Raw genomic sequence first — 26,395 nt, 5'->3', positions numbered from 1 at the left:
TCGTCGGTACAAATTCCGGCTAAAAAGGACAATTTATGCGTGATCGTCGGCGCGGGTAGACCGTTCGGCCGCTGTCGCGTGGCGCCGGATGGTGGTGAGATGCCCGGTATGAATCGGTCCAGTGCCGCTCTGCTGTCCGTGCTCGCGCTCGGGTTCGCGCTGGTCGGGGTCGTCCCGGCCGCGGTCGCGGCCCCCGCTCCCGGCGCGCCGGGAGCGCTCTCGCACTTCGACGTCGCCCGCAAGGACTGCGTCGGCACCGCACGCAACACCACCAGCAAAGCCTGGTACACCGTGGCGAACGGCGTTCTCTCCGACGTCTACGCGCCGACGATCGACAACACCAACGTCGAGACGTTGCAATTCTTGGTGACCGACGGTGCGAGCTTCACCGATCTGCAGACCCGCGACACCACCTACCAGGTGCGCACCACCGACGACGGCGGCATGGCCTGCCAGGTCACCTCGACCGCGCGCAACGGCCGCTACCGCATCGTCACCGACTACATCGCCGACCCGGCGCGGACCGGCGTGCTCATGCGCACCCGCTTGGATCCATTGCACGGCAACGGCAAGGACCTGAAGCTCTACGTCCGCTACGACGCCAGCGTGAACGGCAACGGCGGTGGCGGCCCGGTCAACGGCGGCGGCGACACGGCGTCGGTCGACCCCGCGAGCACCGCGTTGGTCAGTACCGACACCAACACCGTGACCAGCGCGCCGAACCGCGACTACGCCGTCCCGCTGTCCGCCGCGCTGGTGGCCGACAAGCGGTTCCTGACCACGAGCAGCGGGTACGCGGGCACGCCCACCGACGGCCTGAACCAGCTGGACGCGGCCCACAAGCTGACCGACACGTCCACCGACGCGCCCAACGGGAACGTCGTGCAGACCGCGCAACTCGACGTGCGTCCCGGCAAGGCGGTCACCCTGGCGCTCGGCTTCGGTCGGACGCCGGCCGACGCGGTGCGCACCGCGAGCGCGGGTGCGCACGCGTCGTTCGCCTCGAGCTACCACCAATACGTCGACCAATGGCGCGACTACGACCGGCACCTGCACCGAGTCGATCCTGCGGACGCGCCCAACTACCTGCTGTCGGCGAACGTGCTGAAAGCCAGTGAGGACAAGACGTTCCCGGGGGCCGTGGTCGCCTCGCTCGGCAGCCCGTGGGGTCAGGCGATCAGCGCGGGCGACGCGCCGGGCGGCAAACCGGTCTACTTCGGCTCCTACCGCGAGATCTTCTCCCGCGACCTGTACGAGAGCGTGACCGGCCTGCTCGCCGCCGGTGACCTGTCGACGGCGCGGGCCTCGGTGCGCTGGTTGTTCAGCAAGCAACAACAAGCCGACGGCCGGTTCCCGCGCAACTCGATGCTCAACGGCCGCAAGGCGCCGGACTCCGGCGGCGACCAGCTCGACGAGACCGCGTACCCGATCCTGCTGGCGCTGCAGACCGGCCTCGACCGCGACCACGCGCTCTACACCGGGCACATCCGCCCGGCCGCGGACTTCCTCGTCGCGCACGGCCCGTCGTTCGGCTCGGAGCGCTGGGAGGAGCAGGGCGGGTACTCGCCGTCGACCATCGCGGCCGAGATCGCGGGGCTGCTGTCGGCCGGGGACATCGCCGACCGCAACCAGGACCCGGCGCACGCCCGCGTCTACCGGGCGGCGGCGGACCACTTCCAGCGGTCCATCAAGGACTGGGCGGTCACCACGACCGGCCCGTACGGCGACGGGCGCTACTTCATCCGCCTGGCCAAGAACGGCGACCCGAACGCCGCCACCACCTACAACCTGGGCAACGGTTCGATCGACGTGGACCAGCGTTCCGTCGTCGACGGCGGCTTCCTGGAGCTGGTGCGCCTCGGCGAGTTGTCGCCGAACGACCCCGATGTGCGGCGTTCACTGTCCGTTGTGGACGACGTGATCAAGCGCGACACCGCGACCGGACCCGGCTGGTACCGCTACGGGACCGCCACCGCGGGCAGCGAGGACGGCTACGGCGACTGCTACGAGCCGGACCCGACGAACTGCTCGCCGAGCGGGAGGCCTTGGCCCACCGGCAATGCCGGCTCCGGGCACCTGTGGCCCGTGCTCGGCGGGGAGCGCGGCGAGCAGCGGCTGACCGTCGGTGACCGGCGGGGCGCGGCCGCGTTCCTGGACGCGATGCGGGCGCAGGCCTACGGCGTCGGGCTGGTGCCGGAACAGATCTGGGAGGACCCGTCGCTGGCCGCGTCGCCGTTCGGCACGGACCCGGCGACCGCTTCCCTTGGCTTCGAGAACGGTGAGTCGGTCGGGTCGGTGGCGCCGCTGACGTGGGCGCAGTCGCAGTACGTGCGGCTGGCCCGCGGGATCCAGGCGGGCAGGCCGGTCGAGCAGCCGTCGAACACCTCTGACCGCTATGTGCGCCACCACGCGCCCGCCGCCTTGTCGGTGACCGTCACCGGCCCTGGTTCCGTTGCGACGCCGACGGCCTCGGTGACCGGCACGGCGCCGGCCGGATCGCGGGTGGACGTCGCGGCGTCCGCTGTGGACAGTGGCGGCGCCACGTCCGTGGTGTCCACCGTGGCCGCCGCGGACGGCACGTACTCGGTGACCGTGTCGACCCCGTTGGGCAGCAACGTGATCACCGCGACGGCCACTTCGGCCGCCGGGACGGGCTACGCGCAGACGACGATCGTGTCGGACTTCGTGCAGGGCACCGTGCTGATGGACGTCACCGACCCGTCCGGCGACGACAACGGGCCGGGCACGTTCGCGTACCCGACCGCGGGTGACTTCCACGCGGGTGCGTTCGACATCCAGCGCTTCCAGGTGCTGGACTCGGGCAACACGATCGTGTTCCGCACGACGTTGCGCGACCTCTCGCCGACCTTCGGGTCGCCGTTCGGCGCGCAACTGCTGGACGTCTACCTGCACGACCCGGCGGCCACCACGACGTCGACGGCGCCACCGTTCCCGACACGGGGGTACGCGGTGGCCGGACAGGACGCGTGGAGCCGGATGGTCGAGGTCCAGGGCTTCGCCGACCCGATCTTCACCGACCCGGGCCACACGCCGCTGGGCGGTGCGTCGGTGCAGGCGAGCCAGGGCTCGCGGACCATCACGATCTCGGTGCCGAAGGCGGCGCTGGGCACGCCGGGTCCGGGGTGGACGGTGGCGGTCGTGCTGTCCGGGCAGGACGGCAACAGCCCCGACCAGGCGCGCCCGTTCACGCCGACGCCCGGCCCGTACACGTTCGGCGTGTGCGCGGTGGGCGGCACCGAGCCGATCTGCGGCGCGGACCCGGCAACCATGCCGAAGGCGATGGACGTGCTCGTGCCGGCCGGGGTGGACCAGGCGACCGAACTCAACCCGACCCTCGGCCCGGTGGCGGTGCGTGGGGTGCCGGTGGCCTGACTCGGTTCTTGCGCTCCGGCCTCAGGCGTGAGGCCGGAGCGTGGGTTCGGGCGCGGCCTGGTGTGCATTGGCTTGGGAGGCGTCACCGAATCCGGGCACCTGAACGATCGGGGCGGGTCTCTGCTCGGGGCACCCGGTCCGGGGTAATTCCGGCGTTCCCGCCCGGCCTCGGCACGGGTCGGGTTCAATGAGGGTGAACTTCCCTCCAGCCCAAGGCAGGCCCTGGTGTCCTACCCCCAGTACTCGAACCAGCCCCAGTTCCCAGGGCCCTACCAGCCGATGCCGCAGCAGCGGACCAGCGGCATGGCCGTCGCGGGCATGGTGCTGGGCATCATCACCGTCGTCGGGTGGTGGATCCCGATCGGGTCCGTCGTGCTCGGGGCGCTCGCGGTCGCGTTGTCCGGCGTGGGCATGGCGCAGACGGGGAACCCGGCCTCGGGGTACAGCGGGCGCGGGCTGGCGATCACCGGGCTGGTGTGCGGGATCATCGGCCTGGTGCCCTCGGTGTTCTTCACGATCGCGTTCCTCGGCACGGTCCACTGACGGCCGCATCGCTCGAAAGTGGACAGAAACTGGACGCTTGGTAACGCGGTGCCCGTCGGAGCGTCGCCGGCATTCGGTGATCCTCGGCGTGCCCGCGACGGGCGGGACCCGCGCGAACGCGGATCCCGCCCGGTCGGTCAGAACCCGCTGCCCGACCCGTACTTGAACAGGGTCGTGGTGCCGTCCGCCGAGCGGATGGTCACCGGGAGCTTGCCGGTCGGCTCGGTGCCGGTCAGGGTGTTCGCCAGCGCGTTCATCGACACGGCCTGGTAGCCGTAGGTCGCGAGGTACGTCGGCGCCGAGGGGTAGTACGCGATGTCGTACGGCCCGCCGATCGACACGACCACCACCGGCTTGCCGGTGGCCAGCAGCTGGTTGATCAGGCTCTGCTGCGTCGTGTCGCCCCACGCGTTGTACGACGTCACCACGGTCAGGTCGTTGGCCTTGGCGGCCGCGACGGCCGCGTCGATGGTGGCTTGGCTCGGGTTGCCCGTCCAGAACCGCTGCACCGTCAAACCCTTGGCCGTCAACGCATCCGTGAGCGTCCGCGTGGTGGTCGAGCCCCAACCGGCGACCAGCACGTGCTTGCCGGAGTTCGCCGCGATCGGCAGGACGCCGTCCTGGTTGCGCAACAGGGTGATCGACTTCTGCGCGATCGACGCCATGGTGTTCATGTGCGCGGGCGCACCCACGGTCGCGGTGATCTTGTCGGCCGTGGTGTACGGGTTGTCGAACAGGCCTTCCTCGAACTTCATCCGCAGGAGCCGGTACACCGACTGGTCGATCCGCGACTCGGGGATCGCGCCGGTCTTGACCGCGTTGAGCAGCGCGTCGTAGGCGATCGGCAGGCTTTCCGGCATCAGCAGCTCGTCGTCGCCGGCGTCGACGGCCCGCAGGATGATCTGGTCCTTCGGGATGTCCGCGAGCGCACCCGCGCCGAGCGAGTCGGTGGCCACGACGCCGTCGAAGTGCAACTGGTCGCGCAGGATGCCGGTGATCATCGGCTTCGAGAGGCTGGCGGGCGCGCCGGACGGGTCCAGCGCGGGCGCCACGATGTGCGCCGCCATGATCGACTTCGTGCCCGCGGCGATGGCCGCGCGGAACGGCGGGACGTCGATCGACATCAGCTGCTCGCGGGTCTCGTTGGTGACCGCGACGCCGTTGTCGGTGTTGACCTCGGTGTCACCGAGGCCGGGGAAGTGCTTGGCCTGCGCGGCGACGCCCGAGTTCTGGTAGCCGGCCACCGCGGCGGCGGAGTCCAGCGACACCGCGAGGGTGCGGTCGCCGAACGAACGCGGCCCGTCGGCGCTGTTGCGCGGGTTGGTGTTGACGTCCACCACCGGTGCGTCGTCGAGGTTGATGCCCATGGCCCGCAGCTCGGACCCGGTGACCGCGGCCGCGGAGTACGCCGAGACGGGGTTGTGGGTCGCGCCGATCGCCATGTTGCCCGGCGACACCGCGCCGGACAGGATGCGGGTGACGGTGCCACCCTCCTGGTCGGTGCTGATCTGCAGCGGGATCGGGTTCGCGGCGCTCATGGCCGTCTGCTGCAGGCCGTTGGACAGCGCGCCGATCTGCTGCGGGTTCTGCAGGTTGTTCGACCAGGCGAAGTAGATGATGCCGCCGAGGTGGTACTTGCGGACCAGCTCCGCGCCGTTGTGCACGTCCGCGCCGTAGAGCGCCTGGTTCTGGGCGACGTCGGCGGCCGTGGTGGTGTCCGCGGTCGAGCCGTACGCGTAGGTCACGAACATCTGACCCACCTTCTCCTCGAGCGTCATCGACGCCATCGCCGCCTTGATGCGGCTGTCGAGAGATGTGGGCTTCGCGGCCGCGGTCGCGCTGGGTAACGCGAATGCGGCGGCTGCCGTGCCGGTCACGGCGAGCAGTGCGGTCAACCGGCGGAGCACCATGTGCCCTCCCAGGGGATGTCAATCTCTAACCAGATGGTGGGCCCCGACTGGGAGTATTCGACCTCGCGGTCTGGTGCCTGTCAACGCCTGTTCCCGGACTTCAACCTTGCGGTGCACGCGGGAACGACTCCGGGCACGGGTGCGTTCGCAGGTAGGCCGCTCGATTACGGTCGACGCCGGCCCCGGGACTGCAACCTTGTGGGTGCACGGCTGTGTCGCAAACCCCACCATGCGGCGCACTATTGCCCCGGGCACTGCAACCTTGCGGTGCACCGCAGGAACGACTCCGGCCCTGCGCGCGTTCGCAAGGAATAGGAAGGTGCGCCCGAGCGGTCCTGCCCGTGCCGGCCGGCCCGATCAGGGCGTGCGCTCCTTGATGATCGCGGCGATCAGCTCCGGGCTGCACCCCACCGCGCGGGCGATTGCCTGATATGTCCAGTGTTGCGGATCCTCCGCGCGGAGGCGGCGAACCAGCTCGTTGCGTTGCCGCTGGTGCTGTTTCGCCGCCTCCTGCGCGGCTTGGGCGGCGCGGTGGTGCTCGCGCGCTTGCTGCGCGCGAGCATCGGACACGCCACCGCTCACTTGTCGCCCCGGGCGAAGTCGCCGATCACCGTCGGCACCGCCGAGTCGAACCCGGCGACGTCGAGCATGCCGCCGTCGTCCGGGTCGGCGATGCTGAACCCGGTCGACGTCATGGCGACCACGACCAGCTTCGCGTCGATGCCCATCCGCTCGCGGTAGCGCCGCAGCGCCTGGTGCGGGTGGATGTCGCCGTACCACGTCTCGCTGTCGGTGTAGACGACGAACGTGTCGATCTCCGCCTTGCGCCGCAACGCATCCACCATCGGCAGCGCGCAGTCGGTCCCGGCGAAGGGCAGGCCCGACACCGTGCGCAGCACGTCGTCGAGCCGCTGCCTCGGCGAGATCGCCAGCGGCGTGAGGCTCGTCGAGAACCCCACGACCTCGTACGCGGCCTCGGTCGCCACCGTCACCAGCGCGAGCGCCGCCGAAGCCTCCCGGCAGCTCAGCGGCATGCCGGAGATCGGCATGGCCATCGACCCGGACACGTCCAGCGCGAGCATGGTCCGCTTGCCGGTCGGCTCGACCGCCCCGAACGCCGCATAGAACGCCGCGTCCAGCGCGTCCACGATCGGCCGCGACGGTTCCCACGTGGCCGAGCCGCGGGCGCCCTGCCCGGAGGCGTAGGTGCGCTGCGCGACCAGCACGTTCACCGGGTGCACGCGCCCCGAACGCAGCCGTTCGGGATCGGCCAGCCGCTTCGCCACCGCCGCGGTCCGCGACGAGGTCGGCGCGAGCAGCCCGAGCCGGGTCAGCCGGGGGAGCTGGCGCATCAGCGCGGTGGGCGGCATTCCCTTGTCCAGCAACGCCTCCCACACGCTCGCGTCGTCCAGCGCCGGGTCCGGCAGCATCTCCCACGACAGGCCGTACTCGGTCACCAGCCGCGCCCAGCCGCTGGTCGCGGCCTGCGCGCGCTGGAACCCCTCGACGATCCGCAGTGCGTCGTGCTCGGCCGGCGCGGACTCGCGTCCGCAGATCCAGTCGAACAGCGCCTTGCGGTCCGGCTCGGCGGTCGCCGGGTGGGCGAGCCGCAGCAGGTCGCGGTGCGACCAGCCCTCGCGCTGGCGGTACTTGACCGCCTGGAACGCCACCTTGGCCACGGGCGCGTCGGTGTACCACCGGGCGACCGCGCGCCGCAGGCCGCGGCCCCAGCCGCGGAACTGCTCGACGTAGCCGGCGAACAGGAACAGGTGGGTACCGGTGCGGGCGACCAGCGGCAGCGCGGCCAGCGCGGCACGGCGGCCGTCCTCGTCGCCGAGCGCGGTGGCCGCGGCGAGCGCGAACAGCGCCGGGTTCTGCCGGGGCGCGCGACCCGCGGTGGACACCGCGACGATCTCCGCGACCACATCGGCGGTGCGGCTCGCCGCGAGCTCCAGCACGACGGCCGCGTTGTCCTTGGCCAGCTCGTGTGCGCCCGCGTAGTAGGTGCCACCGTCCACACCGAGCACGAGGAACCGGCGCAGCCGGGCCATGTCGTCGATGGCGAAGGTGAAGCCACCGGCGCTGTTCGGCACCTGGCGCGGGTCCGCCTGCTCGGTCTGCTTGGTCCGCCGCAGGCCGATGCTCTTCAAGATGTCCACGTCTTCCCCCTCTCTTTGACGAGGAGAACTGTAACGCGTTACAGCTTGGCGCCCAACGGAATTAACTGCGCTGAGGGGAGAACGGGGTTGCGGGCGTGTGATCGCCTGCCGGATGGGGCCTCATGCTCTACCAACTGAGCTACCGGCACCGCCGGACGGGATTCGAACCCGTGACCCTGAGATTAGGTAACCGACAAACTCCGGCCCGCATCCCCAACTACCAGAAGCGTAACCCGCTACAGCCTGCCCACCAACGGATTTAGCGGCGCTCTGAGGTAGCGGGACACCCGTCCGGGCATGGACGAAAATTGTGCTGGTCCCCACCCAACTACTTGATCACCCGCTTGCCCCCCGTCGCAGTGTGATCGACCAGCGGGCGATCGGCCGGCCGAGTGACGTCGTCGTGTTATGGGTTTCTTGCCTGCAGTTTCTCCCGTGGCGTCAGGAGAGCAGTCTGCGCAGTGCGGTCGGGGTGTGTCCCAGGTGTTCGCGCACGGTTCGGCACAGATGGGCCTGGTCCGCGAACCCGAGGTCGGCGGCCAGGACGGCGAGGCTGGATTCACCTGCCTCCAGCCGGTCCAGCGCGTGGACTACGCGGACGCGGTTGCGGTAGCGGGTCAGTGACACCCCCAGTTCGCGGGTGAAGGCGCGGCTGAGCCGGTAGGGCGAGACACCCAGCAGGGTGGCGAGCGGGACCAGGCCGGCCGCTGCGGGGTGGCCGTCGGCGATCACGCCGCGGGCTTGGGCTACGAGTGCCCGGTCACCGATGCCTGCTCGGTCGTTGTCCGGGGTGGTGGTGGCCACGACCTGTCGGACGATCGTGGCCAGCAGTCCGATCAGGCTCTCGGTCGCCGCGTAGTCGGTGTCGGCGGCGCGGGTGGCGGCGAGGAGTTGTCGGTGGGCGAGGTCGAGCCTGCCGTCCACATACAGCGATGAGCGCTCCAACAGTGGTTTGTCGCCGGCCAGGGTGCGCCAGAGCGCGGGTGTCAGGCTGATCGAGGTGCACCGGTCGCCGCCGGCGGGATGGGCGAAGTGCTCCTCCTCGCCGGGCACCCCGAGGTAGCCGACGGTGTGGTCGAGGTCCGCGCAGGCACCGCGGACCCGGCGGCGGAAACCGCCGTGGCGCACGAGCACGAGCCGCACGTCCTCGCGCGGCTGCTCGGTCGACCAGCCGCGGTGGTCGTCTCGGCAATCGACTGCTGCGACGGTGAACTCCGGCCGGGTGGCGAGATCAACGAAGGAGAGCACCTGCGGAGGCTATGCGGAGGGTCTGACAGTCCCGCAAGGATCTTCAAGACCCGCGGGGCGGCTCGGGGCAGGCTTGTGCGCACCGGACCCGAAGGAGTCGCAGGGCCACCTTCTGTGCCTTGCCGCTCGTGGCTGACCCAGCTCACCGTTTGACGCAGTGCGGAGAAAACACAGGTAGGAGATATGGCGTCCATCAGCAAGGAAATCGTGATCGAGTCCAGTGCCGAGGATGTGTGGGAGGTGATCGGCGACTTCGCCGCAGGGCCCTCGCGGATGGCGCCGGGGTTCGTGCTGGACACCCAGGCCGAGGGCGACTGCCGGATCGTCACCTTCGTCAACGGCACAGTGGTCCGGGAACGACGCGTCAGCGTTGATCACGATACGCGCCGGATCGTCTACGCGGTCGTCGGCGGCGACGTGCAGCCGGAACACGACAACGCCTCCATGCAGGTCGTTGCCGACGGCGAGCGGCGGTGCCGGCTGGTGTGGATCCGCGACGTGCTCCCCGACGAGCTGAGCGCGTCAATGGCCGACGCGATGTCGCACGGCCTGGAAGTCATCAAACGGACCCTTGATGACACTCACGATCCGCGGCATGGATCGCGAGCGTGATGTCCTCGCAGCGGCTGGCGTCGGTGCTGTCGGGCGAACGGAAGCGGTCACCCCAGCGAATCGGCTTGGTGCTCTTTTCGCGGTAGGTAGAGGCCGACGTGGTGGATGTGGGCTTGGGTGCCGTAGAAGACGGTCCACCAAAGACGAAAGCAAAACGGCACCATGATCGCCAAGTGGCTGATGATCATGGTGCCGTTCTGCACAAACTGTGCGCCGCCAGGGACTCGAACCCCGAACCCGCTGGTTAAGAGCCAGCTGCTCTGCCAGTTGAGCTAGCGGCGCTCGCCGGATCGCTCCGGCGACGGGAGAAAACTTAGCATGCCGTGGACCGGGGGCAAAAACGGGTATCCACTATGGCCGCGCGACCACTCTGACCTGCTCGTTTCCCACTTGGATGACGTCGCCGTCGTGGAGTTGGCGGCCGCGGCGGAACTCGATCGTGCCGTTGACGGTGACCTCGTCGGCGTCGAGGAGGTCCTTGGCGTGCACGCCGTCCTCGGCGATGCCGGCCAGCTTGAGCAGCTGACCGAGCCGGATCATCTCGTCGCGGATTTCGATGTCGCGGATCTCACTGTCGCGCATGTCAAACCTCGCCATCGTATGAAGGTGCGGGCCGAAGCCCTCCGGCCAGGGTGTGGGGTTGGGGGGCGAAGCCCTCCGTCCAGAGGCGTTGGGTCCGGGGTGCACATCCCGCCGGCGGGGATGGGGGTCCGGGGGCGAAGCCCTCCGGCCAGGGGTGTGGGGGCTTGGCCCCCACAAGAAACACGAAACCGGCCCATGGTCCGCGCTCTCCGCGGGCATGGGCCGGCTCTGCCGGGTGAGTGACGGGACTTGAACCCGCGGCCACCTGGACCACAACCAGGTGCTCTACCAACTGAGCTACACCCACCATTGCTGCTTCGTCGGAAGCAGCGAGACACATCGTACCGGGTGCCCGGGGGCACCTAGCAACGGGTTACTCGGAGCCCAGCAGACGGTCGGCCACGGCCTTGGCCTGGTCGCTCGTCGGCCCGGGCTGGGGCACGAACGCCGTCTCCCGGTAGTAGGCCAGCTCGCGGATCGACTCCTTGATGTCGGCGAGCGCGCGGTGGGCCAGGCCCTTGCCGGGCTGGGCGAAGTAGATGCGCGGGTACCAGCGCCGGCACAGCTCCTTCACCGACGACACGTCCACCATCCGGTAGTGCAGATGGCTGTCCAGCGCCGGCATGTCCCGGGCGATGAAGCCGCGATCGGTGGCGATGGAGTTGCCCGCGAGCGGCGCGGTGCCGGGCTCGGGCACGTGCTCGCGCACGTAGTCGAGCACCAGCTTCTCGGCCTCGGCCAGGCTGACCTCGGCGCGCCGGACCTCCTCGGTCAGGCCCGACTTGGCGTGCATCTCACGCACCACGTCGGGCATGCCGGCCAGCTGTTCGTCGCTTGCGTGGATCACCACGTCGACCCCGTCGCCCAGGATGTTGAGCTCGGAGTCGGTCACCAGGGCCGCGATCTCTATCAGCGCGTCGGAGCGCAGGTCGAGGCCGGTCATCTCGCAGTCGATCCACACAAGCCGGTCGGTCACCCCGTGGATGTTAGCGCTGGTCGCCGACGGGCCGGATCCGCAGTTGTTGTTTACCCTCGGGCCGCGACCAGGCAGGAGGCCGGAGATGACGGACGAGAACGCGGCCGCGAGCGAGATCGCGGCGGGCTACGCGACCTCGGGCGCGGCGGTCGAGCTGGGCACGGTGGTCCTGGACGCCCACGCCGACCCGAACGCCAAGGTCCGCGTTCCGCTGGCCATGGTGAACCGGCACGGGCTGGTCGCCGGCGCGACCGGCACAGGCAAGACCAAGACCCTGCAGCTGCTCGCCGAGCAGTTGTCTGCGGCGGGGGTGCCGGTGCTGCTCGCCGACGTGAAGGGTGACCTGTCCGGGCTGACCCGTCCGGGGGATTCCTCGGACAAGATCACCGCGCGGGCCGCGGACACCGGCGACGACTGGGCGGGCACGGCGTTCCCCGTGCAGTTCCTGTCGCTCGGCACCAGCGGCAGAGGGGTCCCGGTGCGGGCGACCGTGTCCGGGTTCGGGCCGATCCTGCTGTCGAAGGTCCTCGGGCTCAACGAGACGCAGGAGTCGACGCTCGGGCTGATCTTCCACTGGGCCGACGGCAAGGGCCTGCCGCTGCTCGACATCAAGGACCTGCGCTCGGTCATCACGTACCTGACCGGCGACGAAGGCAAGGAGGACCTGCGCGGGCTCGGGGGCGTGTCCCCGGCGACGGCGGGGGTGATCCTGCGCGCGTTGTCCACTGTGGAGGCCCAGGGCGGCGACGAGTTCTTCGGCGAGCCCGAGCTGGACGTGGCCGACCTGATGCGCCAGGACCGCGGGCGGGGCGTGCTGAGCCTGCTCGAGCTGACGAACCTGCAGGACAAGCCGGCGTTGTTCTCGACGTTCCTGATGTGGCTGCTCGCCGAGCTCTTCGAGGAACTGCCCGAGGCGGGTGACCTGGACGCGCCCAAGCTGGTGTTCTTCTTCGACGAGGCGCACCTGCTCTTCCACGACGCGTCGAAGGCGTTCCTCGACCGCATCGAGCAGACCGTGAAGCTGATCCGGTCCAAGGGCGTCGGCGTCTTCTTCTGCACGCAGCTGCCCACCGACCTGCCCAACGGCGTGTTGTCGCAGCTGGGCGCCCGCGTGCAGCACGCGCTGCGGGCCTTCACGCCGGAGGACCAGCAGGCCCTGGCCAAGACCGTCAAGACCTACCCGACGACCAAGAACTACGACCTGGAAGAGGCGCTGACCTCGCTGGGCATCGGTGAGGCCATCGTCACCGTGCTCTCGGAGAAGGGCGCGCCGACGCCGGTCGCGTGGACCCGGCTGCGGGCGCCGCGCTCGCTGATGGGGACGATCGGCGACGAGGCGATCAAGGCGGCGGCCGCGTCGTCGCCCCTGCACGAGAAGTACGCGCAGACGGTGGACCGCGAGTCGGCCTACGAGCTGATGGCCGCGAAGGCGACCCCGCCGCCGGAGCAGAAGCCGGAGCTGACACCCGAGCAGAAGCAGCCGGAGCCCGAGCACGACGAACCCGGGTTCTTCGAGAAGGCGCTGGGCAACTCGGCGGTCAAGTCGTTCCTGCGGTCGACGGCGAGCGCGCTGGGCCGGGAGATCACCCGCGGTCTTTTCGGGACACGTCGCAAGCGTTGATGGCCGATTGATCTAGCGCTCGGGCCGATCACAGGTCAGGCTTGACGTATGGGCAGGGATGTCGAACAGACGGTGTTCACCCGGGCCGACCGGCAGCGGTTCCGGGAGAAGGTGCGCCAGTGCCTTGACGTGTTCGCGCAGATGTTGACCGAGCAGATGTTCGAGATGGACCGGCCGATGGCCGGCCTGGAGATCGAACTGAACCTGGTCGACGACGCGGGCGACCCGTCGATGCGCAACGCGGCGATTCTGGAGGCCATCGCCGACGAGGCGTTCCAGACCGAGCTGGGCCAGTTCAACATCGAGATCAACCTGGCGCCGCGGCCGCTGTCCAAGGGCGGGCTGCAGGCGTTCGAGGACAACGTGCGGGCCAGCCTCAACGAGGCGCAGGAGAAGGCGAGCGGGGCGGGCTCGCACATCGTGATGATCGGCATCCTGCCGACGCTCGCACGCAAGCACATGACCATCGACACGATCTCGGCGAACCCGCGCTACCAACTGCTCAACGAGCAGATCTTCGCCGCCCGCGGCGAGGACCTGGACATCGCGATCACCGGGGCCGAACGGCTGGCCACGCACGCGGACACGATCGTGCCCGAGGCGGCGTGCACCAGCGTGCAGTACCACCTGCAGGTCGAGCCGGACACGTTCGCGAGCTACTGGAACGCCAGCCAGGCGATCGCCGGAGTGCAGGTCGCGGTCGGCGCGAACTCGCCGTACTTCTACGGCAAGAACCTGTGGGCGGAGACCCGGATCGCGCTGTTCGAGCAGGCCACCGACACCCGCCCCGACGAGCTCAAGGAGCAGGGCGTGCGGCCGCGGGTGTGGTTCGGCGAGAGCTGGATCACCTCGATCTTCGACCTGTTCGAGGAGAACTCGCGGTACTTCCCGGCGCTGCTGCCGCTGACCGAGGACGAGGACCCCGCCGAGGTGCTCGCGAGCGGCGACATCCCGCAGCTGGCCGAGCTCCGCCTGCACAACGGCACGATCTACCGGTGGAACCGGCCGATCTACGACGTGGCGAAGGGGCGCCCGCACCTGCGCGTGGAGAACCGCGTGCTGCCCGCGGGCCCGACCGTGGTCGACGTGCTGGCCAACGGCGCGTTCTACTTCGGGCTGGTGCGCGCGCTGGCCGACGAGGACCGTCCGTTGTGGACGCAGATGAGCTTCCAGGCGGCCACGGACAACTTCCACGCCGGTGCCCGCAACGGGATCGACGCGCAGCTGTTCTGGCCCGGCGTCGGTGACGTGCCGGTGACCGAGCTGGTGCTGCGGCGGCTGCTTCCGTTGGCGCACATCGGGTTGGAGCGCTGGGGCGTGTCGGCCGAGGACCGGGACCGGCTGCTCGGGGTGATCGAACAGCGGTGCATCACCCGGCGCAACGGCGCGACGTGGCAGGTCGAGACGGTGCGTACGCTCGAGCAGTCGAGCGGGGTCGATCGAGCGCAGGCCTTACGCGAGATGGTGCGGCGCTACGCCAGCCACATGCACTCCAACGAACCCGTCCACACCTGGTCCTGACCAAGCGTGTCCCACACTCGCGCCGGGTGTGTCCCCCGTTCGAACCGGGTGTGTCCCCCGTTCCGACCCCGTGTGTCCCCCGTTGAAGAGGGGACACGGGGTGCCGGAAGGGGGGACACACCGTGCGCGAGTGGGGGACACGCCCGGGTTGGGTGTCAGGCTTGGGGAGCCTTGTCGACGAACTCGGTCGTGTAGGTCTTGGTCAGGTCGACCTTGTCCTTGTTGGGCTTCACGCTCGGGGAGAACTGGCCGAGCACGTTCAGCACGTTCTGCGCGCCCTCGGTCTTCATTTTCCCATCGCTGTTGAACATGCCCTTCGAGTCGCCGATCGCCTTGACGTACAGCTCCTTGTTGCTGCCCGCGTAGTCGGCGGGCATCTTGGCCGCGATCTCGGCGGGCGAGTGCGCGTGGATCCACTGAAGCGTCTTGACGAACGCGTTGGCCAGCTTCTGCACGGTGTCCTTGTGCGCCTGCACGAACGCGCAGTCCATGTACAGCGAGCTCGACGGGTACAGCCCGCCCAGCGCGGCCTGCGTGCCCTGCTCGGTGCGCATGTCCAGCATGACCTTGCCCTTGCCGGTCGCGACGAGCTGCGCGACCGTGGGATCCGTGGTCATGCCCGCGTCGATGCCGCCGTTGTCCATGGCGGCGATGAAGGTCTGACCGGCCCCGGCCTTGACGCCCGTGTAGTCCGCTGTGGACAGTCCGCCCTTGGTGGCCAGGTACTGGGTCAGGAAGTCCGTGGACGAGCCGGGGCTGGTGAAGCCGAGCTTGCGGCCCTTGAAGTCGGCGGGTGACTTGATCTCCGCCGCCTTGCTCGTGGCCACCACCTCGACCTCGCCCGGCACGTCGGCCAGTTGCACGACGCTCTCGACGCACTTGCCCTTGGTCTGCAGGTCGATGGTGTGGTCGTAGAACCCGACGACACCTTGTACATCGCCGCTGATCAGCGAGTTCTCCGCGGTGGCGCCCGCGGGTTCGGTGTTCAGTTTGACGTCGATGCCCGCGTCCTTGAAGTAGCCGAGCTGCTCGGTGAGCTTCGCGGGCAGGTAGATCACCTTGTCGATGCCACCGACCATGATCGTCACCGGGCCGCCGTCACCACCCGCGTCGCGGGAGTCCCGGCAGGCCGCCATGCCCGCCATCGCGAGCCCGGCGGTCGCGAGCACGGCGATCGTCCGCATCTTGTTCACTGTGGACACACCCCAATCACAATAGGCATTGTCAGATCTGCATTTCGTTGCCCGCGGCCGGCGGCCGCCACTTCAGCAAGCGCTTCTCCAGCGCGGAAAGGCCCCATTCGGCCAGCAAGGCGAGCACCGTGATGACGATCATCCCGGCGTAGATGCCGGCCGCGTCGAACGTGCCCTGGGAGTGGTTGATGAGCAGGCCGAGGCCCTTGTCGGCACCGGTGAACTCGCCGACGACCGCGCCGATCAACGCGAACCCGAACGCCGAGTGCAGCGACGCGAGGATCCACGAGGTCGCGCTCGGCACGACGATCGTCAGCAGCACCTGGGTGCGCGACGCCCCGAGGATGCGGGCGTTGTCGACCAGGTTGCGGTCGACCTCGCGGGCACCCTGGAAGGCGTTGAAGAACACCGCGAAGAACACCAGCACGAACGCGGTCGCGATCTTCGACGACATGCCCAGCCCGAACCAGATCACGAACAGCGACGCCAGCACGATGCGTGGCACGGCGTTGGCCGCCTTGATGAACGGCGCGCAGATGTCGGAGAGCAGGCGGCTGCGCCCGAGCAGGATGCCGAGCACGACGCCGGCGATCGCGCCGAGGACGAACCCGCCGAGCGCTTCTTCCAGGGTGACCTCGATCTGCTCCCAGATCGAACCCTGGCTGGTGCCGACGGTGAACCAGTCGACGAGCTTCTGCCAGACCAGCGACGGCTTGGAGTAGAAGAACGGGTCGAGGAACGTCGAGGCCGAGTACTCCCAGCTGCCCAGCACGGCGACGACGAGCAGCACCCGGATGCTCCAGACCGTGTACCGGCGCTTGGTCGCGGCCCGCCGGGGATCGGGCAAGGGCGACTCGGCGGTCACGGGCTGCACCAGCGTGTCATGCGACATTCGCGGCACCCCGTTCGCGAGCGGTCTCGACCTCTTCGCGCAGCGAGTCCCAGATCTCCCGGTAGATCTCCAGGAACTCCGCGGTCAGGCGGACCTCCTCGACGTCGCGCGGGCGCGGCAGCGGCACCGGGAACGACCCCTTCACGGTCGCGGGACTCGCGGTCATCACCAGCACCCGGTCGCCGAGCGCGATGGCCTCTTCCAAGTCGTGGGTGACGAAGATGACGGCGGCGCCGCTGCCCGACCACAGGCGCAGCAGCTCGTCCTGCATCAGGCCGCGGGTCTGCACGTCCAGGGCGCTGAACGGCTCGTCCATCAGCAGGATGCGCGGCTCGTTGACCAGCGTCTGGGCCAGCGCGACGCGCTTGCGCATGCCGCCGGAGAGCTGGTGCGGGTAGTACCGCTCGAACCCGCTCAAGCCCACCCGGTCGACCCAGTCGCGGGCTTTGGCCCGTGCCTCCGCTTTGGTCGCTCCGCGGTAGCGCGGGCCGGCGGCCACGTTGTCGAGCACCGAGCGCCACGGCATGATCGCGTCCTGCTGGAACATGTAGCCGACGCCGTCCGGGATGCCGCGCACGGGGCTGCCGCCGACCAGCGCCTCACCCGCCGAGGGCGGTTCCAGGCCGGAGACCAGCGAGAGCGTGGTCGATTTGCCGCAGCCCGTGGGCCCCACGACCGCGACGAACTCGCCCGCCGCCACGGTCATGGTCAGGTCGGACACGGCGGTGTGCACACCGCCGGAGGAGCTGCGGAAGCGCTTCGTGGCCTGCCGCAGTTCGATCACGGGGTCCATGGCTTCTCATTTCCTGTCACGTCACTGGAGGGTTTCCGGGACGTTAAGTGGCGCCGGTCACCCCGGGCACGCTTGCGGCCGTTACCCGTCAAAGCCGCGTTGCGCGCGTTCTGCGCTTATTGCTCGCGGCCGTTTGGAGTTACCTTCTTCAGCTATGTCGGCAAGGAAGCCGAGGTTCGCGCGGCAGATCCTGGCCCTGCAGATCGGGCTGGTGACGCTGGTGCTGGGCGTCGCGTTCTCGCTGGTCGGGTGGCTGCTGGACAAGACGATGACCGACCAGTTCGAGCAGCGCGCGCTGGCTGTGGCACGCCTGGTGGCCGCCGATCCGCAGGTCCGGGCCGCGGTGGCGGCCGACGACCCGGGGCGGGTGCTGCCCGCGATCGCCGAGCGGAACCGGGCCGCGACGATGGCGCTCTTCGTGGTGATCACCGACGACCGCGGCATCCGGCTCGCGCACCCCGACCCCGGCCAGATCGGCCGGTTGGTGAGCACCGACCCGTCCGGTGCGCTGGCCGGCAAGGAGGTGCTGACCGTGGAGCGCGGCACGCTCGGGCTGTCCGCGCGGGCGAAGGTGCCGGTGCGCGACGGGAACCGGATCGTCGGCGAGGTCAGCGTCGGGTTCGACGCCGAGGACGTCCAGACCGCGTTGATGAACCTGCTCGGCGTCGCGGCGCTGGTCGCCGGGGTCGCGCTGCTGCTGGGCGTGCTCGGCTCGTGGCTGCTGACGTGGCTGCTCAAGCGGCGCACGCTCGGCCTCGAACCGCACGAGCTCGCCGAGCTCGTGCAGGAGCACGAGGCCGTGCTGCACGGCGTCGACCAGGGCGTCTTCGCCGTGGACGCCGACGGCAAGGTGTCGGTCTGCAACGAAGGCGCCCGCCGGCTGCTCGGCCCGACGGCGCGGACCGGCGTCCCGGTCGACGAGGTGGACCTGCCGGGCCGGTTGCGGGCGGTGCTCGCCGAGGAGTCCACTGTGGACAACATGATCACGGTCGCGGGGGACAAGGTGCTCGTGGTCAACAGCCGTCAGGTCGAACGCGGCGGGCGGCGCCTCGGCGTCGTGGTGACCCTGCGGGACCGCACCGACCTGGAGACCTTGACCAGGGAACTCGACTCGGTGCGCGGGCTCACCGACGGGCTGCGGGCGCAGCGCCACGAGTTCGCGAACCGGCTGCACGCGCTGTCGGGCCTGCTGCAGATGGGTCACCACGCGGAGGCGGTGGAGTACCTGCAGGCGTTGTCGAGCGGGCCGATCGAGGGGCTCGGGGCGGCGGCACAGGCCGTGCGCGATCCCGTGCTGCAGTCGTTCCTGGCGGCGAAGACGTCGGCGGCCGCGGAGAAGGACGTCCGGCTGGACGTCGGGGAGACCAGCTGGGTGCCCGGCCGGGTGCGGGTGCCGCTGGAGGTGACCACGGTGCTCGGCAACCTGGTCGACAACGCGCTGGACGCCGCGCGGGTCGGCGCCCGCAGCCCCGCTTGGGTTGAGGTGGACCTGCTCGCCGACGGCGACACGCTGCACGTCTCGGTGTCTGACAGCGGTGGCGGCGTGCCCGCGCCGCTGCGCGACACCGTCTTCCACGACGGGGTGTCCACAAAGGACAGCGCAGGGCACGGGCTCGGGCTGGCCCTGGCCCGCCAGGCCGCGCGCAGCCTCGGCGGCGACGTCCGGCTCGCCGATCCCGGCGGCCGGGGCGGCGGCTCGGGCGCCGGCGCGGTGTTCGTCGCGGTCCTGCCAACGGCCCTGGTCGTGGACACGGTGGTGTCCACATGATCGGCGTACTGGTCGTGGAGGACGACTTCCGGGTGGCGGCCGTGCACGCCGCGTTCACCGAACAGGTCGGCGGGTTCAAGGTGGTCGGGACGGCCCGCACGGCGGCCCAGGCCCGGGCCAAGGTCGCGGAGCTGAAGCCGGACCTGGTGCTGCTGGACACCTACCTGCCCGACCAGCTCGGCATCGAGCTGCTGGCCGACCTCCGGGTCGACACGATCATGCTGACCGCCGCGTCCGACGCCCCGACCGTGCGTGCGGCGCTGGCCGCGGGGGCGTTGAACTACCTGGTCAAGCCGTTCACCGCGGCCGACCTGGCGGCCCGGCTCACCGCCTACGCCCGCTACCGCGGCCTGCTCGCGGCGGGGGACAAGAACCTCGACCAGGACGAGATCGACCGCGCGTTGCGGGTGCTGCACGACGGCGACAAACCATCTGTCCCCAAAGGACAGTCACCGGTCACCGCGCGACTGGTCGCCGACGCGCTGCGCTCGGCCGACGGTTCCCGCTCGGCCGCGGAGATCGCCGCGCAACTGGGCATCGGCCGGGCGACCGCCCAGCGCTACCTGGCCGCGCTCGCCGCCGACGGCACGGCGGCCATGGGTCTGCGGTACGGGACCACCGGCCGACCCGAACACGAGTACACCTGGCGCGGCTAGTTATTTGTTCTTGGCATTGCTGGGTTCTTCGGAAGCATCCATCACGGCGTCGCGCAGCGCGGCACGCAACCGGCCGACGTCCAACGGTGTCAGGAAGGCGATCTCGCCGGGCGGCGCCACCAGCACGACCCGGCCCTGGCGGACGAAGACCTGAAGATCGCGGTGGCGGCCCGCGATGTCGAGGCAATCCACCGTCCACTCCCTGTGGGCACTCAAAGCAACCTCCACGCGAACCGACCTTGTCACCTGCGGCGATGCCATACCCGCCAGTACGACACACAAGTGCGACGGGCACGGTAGCCCGTCATGACGCGGCCGCACGGGTTTTCCCGTACTTTTCCTTGGCGGAGGGCCGATCGTCCCCCTAACGGCCCAAGCACGACCTCAGTCACGGCTTCCGGCGAAGGAGATTCCATCGTGACCTCACCACAGCGCATCGTGATCATCGGCTCCGGTCTCGCGGGCGGCTCGGCCGCCGCCGCGCTGCGGGAGCGTGGCTACGACGGCGGGGTCACGATCATCGGCAACGATCCGAACCCGCCGTACGAGTTGCCCGCGTTGTCCAAGCAGATCCTGCTCGGCGACGCCGAGGAGCCGGACTGGGTGCGCCCGAAGGAGTTCTGGGCCGAGCACGACATCGAACTGGTCTCCGGCGCCACCGCGACCGCCGTGCGCTTGGGCAACCGCGTCGTGGTCGACGACAAAGGCACCGAACACCCCTACGACCGGCTGCTGCTGGCCACTGGTTCGGCACCCCGCAGCCTGCCGGTGCCCGGCGCCGACCTCGACGGCCTGCGCACGCTGCGCACCCTCGACGACTCGCGCGCCCTGCGTGACCTGCTCACCGAGGGCACGAAGGTGGTGATCGTCGGCGCCGGGTGGATCGGCTGCGAGGCGGCCGCCGCGGCCCGCAAGCACGGCGCGGACGTCACCGTGATCGACCCCCTGCCGTTGCCGCTGCACCGCAGCATGGGCGACGAGTGCGCCGAGGTGTTCCGCGACCTGCACGCCGAGAACGGCGTCAGCTGGCGCCTCGGCGTGGGCGTCGAGGGGTTCACCGGCGAGGGCACGGTGTCCGGCGTCCGGCTGGCCGGCGGCGAGACGCTGAAGGCCGACCTGGTGCTGGTCGCGGTCGGTGCGGCGCCGCGCCTCGAACTGGCCAAGGCGGCCGGGCTGGAGCTGTCGGACTCGGTCGCGGGTGGTGGCGTCGACGTCGACTCGGCGTTGCGCACGTCCGCGCCCGACGTCTGCGCGGCCGGCGACATCACCGCGCACTACCACCCGCGCTACGAGCGGCGGATCCGCGTCGAGCACTGGGCCAACGCCAAGGACCAGGGCACGCACGTGGCGGGCACGCTGCTCGGCGAGACCACGCCGTACACGAAGACGCCGTACTTCTTCTCCGACCAGTACGACCTGGGCATGGAGGTGCGTGGGCTGGCCAACCCGTTCACCGACGAGCTGGTGGTGCGCGGTGACCTCAAGGCACGCGAGTTCACCGCGTTCTGGTTGCGTGCGGGCAAGGTGCTGGCCGCCATGAACGTCAACATGTGGGACGACGGCGAGGCGTTGCAGGCGCTGGTCGACGGCGACATGACCGTGACGGCGGATCAGTTGACCGGCGCGGAGCTGTCCTCGCTCGTCTGAGGCGCGGTCTCGACGGGCCGGGTCAGGAACCGGAACACCAGCACGGCGGCGAGCGGCAGCGCGCCGATCGCGAGCCCCATGGGCAGCGCGCTGCCGCCGATGCCGACCAACGGCGCCACCAGCCCGCCGATGAGGAACTGCAGCAGCCCCAGCAACGCCGACGCGCTGCCCGCGGTGTCCGGGTGCTCGGCCAGTGCGAGGGCCGTGCTGTTGGGGAACACCAGTCCGATGCTCGCCACCGTCACGAACAGCGGCACAAGCAGCCCGAAGAGACCGAGGTGCGCGACCACGGCGACGAACACGCCGAGCCCGCCGACGGCGGCGACCACGAGCGTGGCGCCGAGGATGGCACGTGGGTCGAAACGGCGCAGCAGCAACCGGTTCGCCTGGCCCATCGCGACGATGCCGACCGAGTTGACGCCGAACACCAGGCTGTAGGCCTGCGGGGAGAGGCCGAACAGGCCCTGCAGCACGAACGACGACCCGGCGATGTAGCCGAACATGGCGCCGAAGAGCAGACCGGCCGACAGCGCGTAGCCGACGAACGACTTGTCGACCAGCAGCCTGCCGAAGACCCGCACCGTGTAGCCGAGCCGCACCGGCCCGCGCAACCGGTCCGGCAGGGTCTCGGGCAGCCCGAACGCCGACGCGAGCAGCAGCACCAGCCCGCAGCCGGTCAGCACCACGAACACGCCCACCCACGTGGTGAACCGCATCAGCTGGCCGCCGATCAGCGGCGCCAGCACCGGGCCGAGCCCGTTGACCAACATCAGCAGCGAGAAGAACCGGGCCAGCTCGATGCCGGAGTACAGGTCGCGCACCGCGGCCCGCGCGATCACCACGCCCGCCGCCGCGCCGAACCCCTGCAGCAGGCGCAATCCCGCCAGGGCGTAGATCGTCGGCGCGAACGCGCACGCGACCGAGCACACGGTGTAGAGCACCAGCCCGACCAGCAGCGGCCGGCGCCGGCCCAGTGCGTCGGAGAGCGAGCCGGCGATCACCTGGCCGGTGGAGATCCCGATCATGAACGCGGTCAGCGTGAGCTGCACCTGCGACTGCCCGGTCTGGAACTCGTGCGCCATGGACGGGAACGCGGGAAGGTACATGTCGATCGACAGCGGGCCGAAAGCGGACAGGCCGCCGAGGATCAGCGCGAAGCGGAGGGTTCGGCCACGGGACACGGGAACCCAGGCTACCTAGCGCGTGCTGCCTGCTTCGCCGGCGTGGTCGCCGTGGTCTCCGTCGCGGCGGGCGCGCGCCGCACGAGCACGTAGATGACGACCCCGACCGCGGTGTAGAGGTAGGTGTTGCCGATCAGGTGCTGCCACCAGGTCCATTCCAGCTCGGCGTCGTCCATGTTGGGCAGGATCGCGTGCGGTGGCAGCACGTACAACGCGATGATCAGCACCGACACCCAGCGCTTCCAGCCGGGCGAGCGCCGGATCGCCGAGACCAGCACGAACATCGCGGGCGCGATCCAGACCCAGTGGTGGTCCCACGAGACGGGCGAGGCGAACAGACCGACGGCCGCGACCACGAACATCGCGCCGAGCTGGTCGCCTTGGCGCAACGCCCGGCGCGCGGCCAGCACACCGAGCACCACGATGACCAGCGCCGCGAACAGCCACAACGCCGAACGCAGCTCGCCGGTCAGGCCGAGGCGGTAGAGCGTGGCGTTGAAGGACTGGTTGTGCGAGAACACGATCTCGCCGATCCGGTCCGGGTCGAGCAACGCGTGCAGCCAGTACTCCTTGCTGTCGCGGGGGCCCAGCGCGAACGCGAGGCCGGCCGCCGCGATGAACGTCCCGACGCTGGTGGCCGCGCCCTTCCAGTCCTTGCGGGCCAGGAAGTACAGCACGAACACGGCCGGGGTGAGCTTGACCGCGGCGGCGATCCCGGTCAGCACGCCACGCGGCAGCCAGCGCAGCCGGTCGCGCGGCAGCAGGCAGTCCACCGCGATCATCAGCATCAGCAGCAGGTTGATCTGGCCGAAGTGCAGCGTCTCGCGCACCGGCTCGAGCGCGGGCGCGACCGAGGTGATCGCGAGCGAGGCGATGACGGCCGTGCGCGGGCTCGCGAAGCGGTGGTAGCCGACCAGCAGGCACGTCAGGAAGAGCGACGCGATGCTGATCACTTCGTGCACGACGAGCGCGAACGTGAACGGCAGCAGCGCCATCGGCACGAACAGGATCGCCGACATCGGCGGGTAGGTGAACTGCAGCGGCTGGCTGACCCCGAGCAGCGGCGGGAAGCGGTCGGAGTACAGCGGCACGTCGTGCAGCCAGGCGTAGCCACCCGCGCGGTAGACCCGCAGGTCGAGCCCGCGGACGAGGAGCACGGCGTCGGTGACGTACGCCGCGGCCATGACCAGGACCAGGACGGTCAGCACCAGCCAGAACCGGCGGCTGACCCAGGCGTCCACCCGGCCGGGGTCCGCGTTCTTGGCGTCGACCTGGCCCGGGCGCGGCTTGGCGTCGTTGTCCCCCGAACCCACGTCTGCTCCCGCCGATCTGGCTGCTCCGCCGGCCACGCAGGCTAACAGCTCCGCTACCGGGTACTACAGGCAGGAACCGCCGGGGTCCGGCGTGCCGTCGAGGGCCGGGGCCACCAGTTTGGCGAGGATCACCCGCAGTTGGTCGCGTTCGGCGTGGGACAGGCCGCCGAGCACCTGGCGCTCCACCTCGGCGAGCTCGCCGGCCAGCGTGGCCTGCACTTCCCGGCCGGTGTCGGTGAGCTCGGGGATGCGCGAGCGGCGATCGCCCGGGTTGTCCCGGCGCACGACCAGGCCGCCGGCCTGCATCTTGTCCAGCAGGGCGGTCAGCGTGGTCTTGTCCAGGCCGAGCGAGTGCCCGAGCGCGAGCTGCGTGCGGCCGGGCTGCTCGAGCAGCGCGGTGAGCACCACGTAGCCGCGGATGCCGACGCCGTGCTGCTGGGCGCGTTCGTCCAGCGCGGCACCCAGGCGGTGGGCGGCCCGGTGCATGAGCCAGTTCAGGTCCGACTCCTGCAACGCCGCGCGCTGGCAGGGGTTGCCCGAGTCCACGCTGGTCATGGGTCCGATTATACGTGAATGCCGGATGTTCTCACTCAAACTCATCTTGACTGAGAACATCTCAGGTCGTACGTTTGGGCCATGACGAACTTGCTCCACATCGACTCGAGCCTCCGAGGTGCCGCGTCCGTGTCCAAGGAGGTGACCGCGATCTACGCGAACGCGTGGCGCGCGGCCCACCCGGACGGCGGTTACCGCTACCGCGACCTCGCCGGCAACCCGGTTCCGCACCTCGACGCCGTCGCGCACGCCGCGGCCCAGGTCGACCCCGCGGAGCACACCGAGGAGCAGCGGCAGGCGTTCCAGCACACCGCGGATCTCCTCGACGAGCTGCACTGGGCGGACACCGTCCTGATCGGCGCGCCCATGTACAACTTCACGGTGTCGTCCCTGCTCAAGACGTGGATGGACCGGCTGTTCGTGCCCGCGCACTTCGTCGACCCGGCGACCGGGCGCGGCATCCTGTCCGACAAGAAGGTGATCATCGCGACCGCGCGCGGCGGCTCGTACGCGCCGGGCACGCCACGTGAACCGCTCGACTTCCAGGAGCCCTACCTGCGTGGTGTGCTGGGCCAGATCGGCCTGCTCGACATCACCTTCGTGCACACCGAGATGACCCTGGCCGACACGGTGCCCGCACTGGCCCAGTTCAAGGACTTCGCGGCCCAGTCCCGGCGCGCGGCGCACGAGACCGTGCGTGAGCTGGCTCGCTCCGCCTGATCCGGGTTCGGGTCATTACCCTCCGTACGGCCTCGGTGGTGCCAGACTGGCGGGCATGGTCGAGCCGATCACCGCAGCTCTGCGGCGTGCCGCGGAGCTGACCGCCGCGGGCCAGCCGCTCGCGGCGGTCGCGGTGCTGCGGCCGGTGCTCGCGGAAAACCCGGACAATTCCGAGGCGTGGTGCCGGCTTTCGGCCGCCTGCCTGGACGCCGGGCACGCCGACGAGTCGCTCGACGCGGCGAAGCGGGCGATCACCCTCGGCGAGCGGTCGTGGGGCCACCGCCTCGCGTCGCTGGCGCTCATCGAGCTGGGCCGGCGCGAGGAGGCGGTGATCTCCGCGCGCGAGGCGGTGCGCCGCGACCCGGAGGAGTGGCGCAGCCACGTCGCCCTGGCCGAGGCGCTCGACGGCATGAACCCGGCCGAGGCCGTGCAGGCCGCCCGGCGCGGAGCCGAACTGTCCAACGGCGTGGCCAGACCCTACGAAGTCCTCGGCGACGTCGCGCTGCACGCCCACGACGTGGCGGCCGCGCGGGAGGCGTACCGGCGCGCGCTGGTGATCGACCCGACCAGCGACCACGCCCGGACCAGCCTGCGCGGCCTCGCCGGGACCGTCGGCAGCACCCCGGCCCCGGCGTTGCCGGCCGCGCAGCCGCCGCCCCCGCGCAGCAGGCGGACGTCGCGCAGGGCGTTGCTGCTCATCGTGCGCAGGGTCGCGGGCTGGCAGGCGGTGGGCAGCTTCGTGCTGATCCTGGCCGGGATCCCCAGCCCTTCGCATGTCCTGGCGTGGGCCGGGGTGTTGTTGCTCGTGCTGCTCGCCTACCTGGGCGTGCGTGGCTGGTTCGCCGCGCCCGCCCCGGCCCGGGTCGCGCCGGTGGCCCTGGTGCGGGCCAGTCCGGTGCTGGCTGGGGCGTGTGCGTTGACCGCGTTGGGTTTGGTGTTGCTGGTGCTCGCCTGCGTGACGATCGCGGTGAGCGCCTGGGGGCTCGGTTTGCTCGTGACGGTGGCCGTGTGTTCGCTGCTCGCGTCCGGTTTGGCCACTTTGGGCATCCGGCCGGTGCGGGCCAGATAACGGTCCTGTGTCGACGGAACCTGGGGTGGGGTCCGCGCGTCGA

Annotated in this window: 23 protein-coding genes and 2 tRNA genes; 10 read left to right on the top strand and 15 right to left on the bottom strand. The window is 70.3% G+C overall.

All coding sequences use genetic code 11. From position 1 onward, the window contains the following. The first annotated feature begins 108 nt into the window (after nt 1-108). Both EV186_RS21170 and EV186_RS21165 read left to right on the top strand, forming a co-directional pair. Nucleotides 109-3,393 (top strand): glucodextranase DOMON-like domain-containing protein, encoded by a 3,285-nt coding sequence (locus tag EV186_RS21170; RefSeq protein ID WP_133851030.1) that lies wholly within the window; start codon nt 109-111, stop codon nt 3,391-3,393. Between the two features lie 225 nt (nt 3,394-3,618). After that, nucleotides 3,619-3,936, top strand: coding sequence for a DUF4190 domain-containing protein (locus tag EV186_RS21165; protein WP_133851029.1), 318 nt, complete (start codon nt 3,619-3,621; stop codon nt 3,934-3,936). 137 nt (nt 3,937-4,073) lie between these two features. Here EV186_RS21165 and EV186_RS21160 read toward each other — a convergent pair whose 3' ends face one another. From EV186_RS21160 to EV186_RS21145, 4 genes are all read right to left on the bottom strand, one after another. Next, the gene (locus EV186_RS21160; RefSeq protein WP_133851028.1) at nt 4,074-5,846 is read right to left on the bottom strand and encodes a glycoside hydrolase family 3 protein; all 1,773 of its coding nucleotides are present in this window, start codon (nt 5,844-5,846) and stop codon (nt 4,074-4,076) included. 357 nt (nt 5,847-6,203) lie between these two features. Continuing rightward, complete coding sequence (locus EV186_RS21155; RefSeq protein ID WP_133851027.1) at nt 6,204-6,416, bottom strand: hypothetical protein; 213 nt, start codon at nt 6,414-6,416, stop codon at nt 6,204-6,206. A gap of 8 nt (nt 6,417-6,424) precedes the next feature. Then, the gene (locus tag EV186_RS21150; protein ID WP_133851026.1) at nt 6,425-8,005 is read right to left on the bottom strand and encodes a TROVE domain-containing protein; all 1,581 of its coding nucleotides are present in this window, start codon (nt 8,003-8,005) and stop codon (nt 6,425-6,427) included. Between the two features lie 441 nt (nt 8,006-8,446). Further along, nucleotides 8,447-9,253 (bottom strand): helix-turn-helix transcriptional regulator, encoded by an 807-nt coding sequence (locus tag EV186_RS21145; RefSeq protein ID WP_133851025.1) that lies wholly within the window; start codon nt 9,251-9,253, stop codon nt 8,447-8,449. Between the two features lie 183 nt (nt 9,254-9,436). On the opposite strand from EV186_RS21145, the gene EV186_RS21140 reads away from it, so the two are divergent. Continuing rightward, the gene (locus EV186_RS21140) at nt 9,437-9,865 is read left to right on the top strand and encodes an SRPBCC family protein (RefSeq protein ID WP_133851024.1); all 429 of its coding nucleotides are present in this window, start codon (nt 9,437-9,439) and stop codon (nt 9,863-9,865) included. 209 nt (nt 9,866-10,074) lie between these two features. Here the strand turns inward: EV186_RS21140 and EV186_RS21135 are convergent. From EV186_RS21135 to orn, 4 genes are all read right to left on the bottom strand, one after another. Continuing rightward, nucleotides 10,075-10,147 (bottom strand) — tRNA-Lys (locus EV186_RS21135). Between the two features lie 69 nt (nt 10,148-10,216). Continuing rightward, nucleotides 10,217-10,462, bottom strand: a complete 246-nt coding sequence (locus tag EV186_RS21130) for an RNA-binding S4 domain-containing protein (RefSeq protein ID WP_243754168.1) — start codon at nt 10,460-10,462, stop codon at nt 10,217-10,219. Between the two features lie 219 nt (nt 10,463-10,681). Further along, nucleotides 10,682-10,754, bottom strand: a tRNA-His gene (locus EV186_RS21125). A 66-nt stretch (nt 10,755-10,820) separates the two neighbouring features. Then, nucleotides 10,821-11,423, bottom strand: a complete 603-nt coding sequence (gene orn, locus EV186_RS21120; RefSeq protein WP_133851023.1) for an oligoribonuclease — start codon at nt 11,421-11,423, stop codon at nt 10,821-10,823. 85 nt (nt 11,424-11,508) lie between these two features. Between orn and EV186_RS21115 the strand changes: the two genes are divergently transcribed. Beyond that, complete coding sequence (locus EV186_RS21115) at nt 11,509-13,044, top strand: helicase HerA-like domain-containing protein (protein WP_133851022.1); 1,536 nt, start codon at nt 11,509-11,511, stop codon at nt 13,042-13,044. A gap of 48 nt (nt 13,045-13,092) precedes the next feature. Continuing rightward, nucleotides 13,093-14,565 carry a glutamate-cysteine ligase family protein gene (locus tag EV186_RS21110; protein ID WP_133851021.1) on the top strand — a complete coding sequence of 491 codons (1,473 nt, stop codon included), beginning with the start codon at nt 13,093-13,095 and terminating at the stop codon, nt 14,563-14,565. A 155-nt stretch (nt 14,566-14,720) separates the two neighbouring features. Here EV186_RS21110 and EV186_RS21105 read toward each other — a convergent pair whose 3' ends face one another. Genes EV186_RS21105 through EV186_RS21095 form a run of 3 tightly spaced genes read right to left on the bottom strand, consistent with a single transcriptional unit; the run spans nt 14,721 to nt 17,443 of the window. Next, nucleotides 14,721-15,749: an ABC transporter substrate-binding protein gene (locus tag EV186_RS21105; RefSeq protein ID WP_133851020.1), complete on the bottom strand. Its 1,029-nt coding sequence runs from the start codon at nt 15,747-15,749 to the stop codon at nt 14,721-14,723. Between the two features lie 40 nt (nt 15,750-15,789). Further along, on the bottom strand, nt 15,790-16,650 hold the full coding sequence (locus tag EV186_RS21100; protein ID WP_133851019.1) for an ABC transporter permease: 861 nt from the start codon (nt 16,648-16,650) through the stop codon (nt 15,790-15,792). Continuing rightward, nucleotides 16,640-17,443 (bottom strand): ABC transporter ATP-binding protein, encoded by an 804-nt coding sequence (locus EV186_RS21095; protein WP_133851018.1) that lies wholly within the window; start codon nt 17,441-17,443, stop codon nt 16,640-16,642. The genes EV186_RS21100 and EV186_RS21095 overlap by 11 nt, the downstream gene beginning before the upstream one ends. Nucleotides 17,444-17,597: 154 nt before the next feature. Here EV186_RS21095 and EV186_RS21090 point away from each other — a divergent pair, with 154 nt between their 5' ends. Further along, nucleotides 17,598-19,211, top strand: a complete 1,614-nt coding sequence (locus EV186_RS21090) for a sensor histidine kinase (protein WP_133851017.1) — start codon at nt 17,598-17,600, stop codon at nt 19,209-19,211. Beyond that, the gene (locus EV186_RS21085) at nt 19,208-19,867 is read left to right on the top strand and encodes a response regulator (RefSeq protein ID WP_133851016.1); all 660 of its coding nucleotides are present in this window, start codon (nt 19,208-19,210) and stop codon (nt 19,865-19,867) included. Before EV186_RS21090 ends, EV186_RS21085 begins: the two co-directional genes overlap by 4 nt. Here EV186_RS21085 and EV186_RS21080 read toward each other — a convergent pair whose 3' ends face one another. After that, nucleotides 19,868-20,083: a hypothetical protein gene (locus EV186_RS21080; RefSeq protein ID WP_133851390.1), complete on the bottom strand. Its 216-nt coding sequence runs from the start codon at nt 20,081-20,083 to the stop codon at nt 19,868-19,870. Nucleotides 20,084-20,284: 201 nt separating this feature from the next. Between EV186_RS21080 and EV186_RS21075 the strand changes: the two genes are divergently transcribed. Further along, the gene (locus EV186_RS21075) at nt 20,285-21,514 is read left to right on the top strand and encodes an NAD(P)/FAD-dependent oxidoreductase (RefSeq protein WP_133851015.1); all 1,230 of its coding nucleotides are present in this window, start codon (nt 20,285-20,287) and stop codon (nt 21,512-21,514) included. On the opposite strand, the gene EV186_RS21070 is transcribed toward EV186_RS21075, so the two are convergent. From EV186_RS21070 to EV186_RS21060, 3 genes are all read right to left on the bottom strand, one after another. After that, nucleotides 21,478-22,695 (bottom strand): multidrug effflux MFS transporter, encoded by a 1,218-nt coding sequence (locus EV186_RS21070; RefSeq protein ID WP_133851014.1) that lies wholly within the window; start codon nt 22,693-22,695, stop codon nt 21,478-21,480. The genes EV186_RS21075 and EV186_RS21070 overlap by 37 nt on opposite strands. Before the next feature lie 11 nt (nt 22,696-22,706). Beyond that, nucleotides 22,707-24,008, bottom strand: coding sequence for a glycosyltransferase 87 family protein (locus tag EV186_RS21065; RefSeq protein WP_133851013.1), 1,302 nt, complete (start codon nt 24,006-24,008; stop codon nt 22,707-22,709). 63 nt (nt 24,009-24,071) lie between these two features. Continuing rightward, on the bottom strand, nt 24,072-24,563 hold the full coding sequence (locus tag EV186_RS21060) for a MarR family winged helix-turn-helix transcriptional regulator (RefSeq protein WP_133851012.1): 492 nt from the start codon (nt 24,561-24,563) through the stop codon (nt 24,072-24,074). A gap of 81 nt (nt 24,564-24,644) precedes the next feature. On the opposite strand from EV186_RS21060, the gene EV186_RS21055 reads away from it, so the two are divergent. Both EV186_RS21055 and EV186_RS21050 read left to right on the top strand, forming a co-directional pair. Continuing rightward, the gene (locus EV186_RS21055; RefSeq protein ID WP_133851011.1) at nt 24,645-25,283 is read left to right on the top strand and encodes an FMN-dependent NADH-azoreductase; all 639 of its coding nucleotides are present in this window, start codon (nt 24,645-24,647) and stop codon (nt 25,281-25,283) included. Between the two features lie 55 nt (nt 25,284-25,338). Beyond that, nucleotides 25,339-26,352 carry a tetratricopeptide repeat protein gene (locus EV186_RS21050; RefSeq protein ID WP_133851010.1) on the top strand — a complete coding sequence of 338 codons (1,014 nt, stop codon included), beginning with the start codon at nt 25,339-25,341 and terminating at the stop codon, nt 26,350-26,352. Nucleotides 26,353-26,395 lie beyond the last annotated feature (43 nt).

The sequence above is a fragment of the Labedaea rhizosphaerae genome, from assembly GCF_004362825.1.
Lineage (GTDB): Bacteria > Actinomycetota > Actinomycetes > Mycobacteriales > Pseudonocardiaceae > Labedaea > Labedaea rhizosphaerae.
Note: the sequence above shows the minus strand (reverse complement) of the source record. Positions and strands in the feature narration are given on the sequence as shown.

Bases quoted from the DNA above. Each gene is read 5' to 3' on its own strand.
- EV186_RS21085 (WP_133851016.1), top strand. From the start codon at position 19,208: ATGATCGGCGTACTGGTCGTGGAGGACGACTTCCGGGTGGCGGCCGTG.
- EV186_RS21090 (WP_133851017.1), top strand. From the start codon at position 17,598: ATGTCGGCAAGGAAGCCGAGGTTCGCGCGGCAGATCCTGGCCCTGCAG.
- EV186_RS21115 (WP_133851022.1), top strand. From the start codon at position 11,509: ATGACGGACGAGAACGCGGCCGCGAGCGAGATCGCGGCGGGCTACGCG.
- EV186_RS21095 (WP_133851018.1), bottom strand. From the start codon at position 17,443: ATGGACCCCGTGATCGAACTGCGGCAGGCCACGAAGCGCTTCCGCAGC.
- EV186_RS21105 (WP_133851020.1), bottom strand. From the start codon at position 15,749: ATGCGGACGATCGCCGTGCTCGCGACCGCCGGGCTCGCGATGGCGGGC.
- EV186_RS21055 (WP_133851011.1), top strand. From the start codon at position 24,645: ATGACGAACTTGCTCCACATCGACTCGAGCCTCCGAGGTGCCGCGTCC.
- EV186_RS21140 (WP_133851024.1), top strand. From the start codon at position 9,437: ATGGCGTCCATCAGCAAGGAAATCGTGATCGAGTCCAGTGCCGAGGAT.
- EV186_RS21100 (WP_133851019.1), bottom strand. From the start codon at position 16,650: ATGTCGCATGACACGCTGGTGCAGCCCGTGACCGCCGAGTCGCCCTTG.
- EV186_RS21050 (WP_133851010.1), top strand. From the start codon at position 25,339: ATGGTCGAGCCGATCACCGCAGCTCTGCGGCGTGCCGCGGAGCTGACC.
- EV186_RS21060 (WP_133851012.1), bottom strand. From the start codon at position 24,563: ATGACCAGCGTGGACTCGGGCAACCCCTGCCAGCGCGCGGCGTTGCAG.
- EV186_RS21170 (WP_133851030.1), top strand. From the start codon at position 109: ATGAATCGGTCCAGTGCCGCTCTGCTGTCCGTGCTCGCGCTCGGGTTC.
- EV186_RS21160 (WP_133851028.1), bottom strand. From the start codon at position 5,846: ATGGTGCTCCGCCGGTTGACCGCACTGCTCGCCGTGACCGGCACGGCA.
- EV186_RS21130 (WP_243754168.1), bottom strand. From the start codon at position 10,462: ATGGCGAGGTTTGACATGCGCGACAGTGAGATCCGCGACATCGAAATC.
- EV186_RS21110 (WP_133851021.1), top strand. From the start codon at position 13,093: ATGGGCAGGGATGTCGAACAGACGGTGTTCACCCGGGCCGACCGGCAG.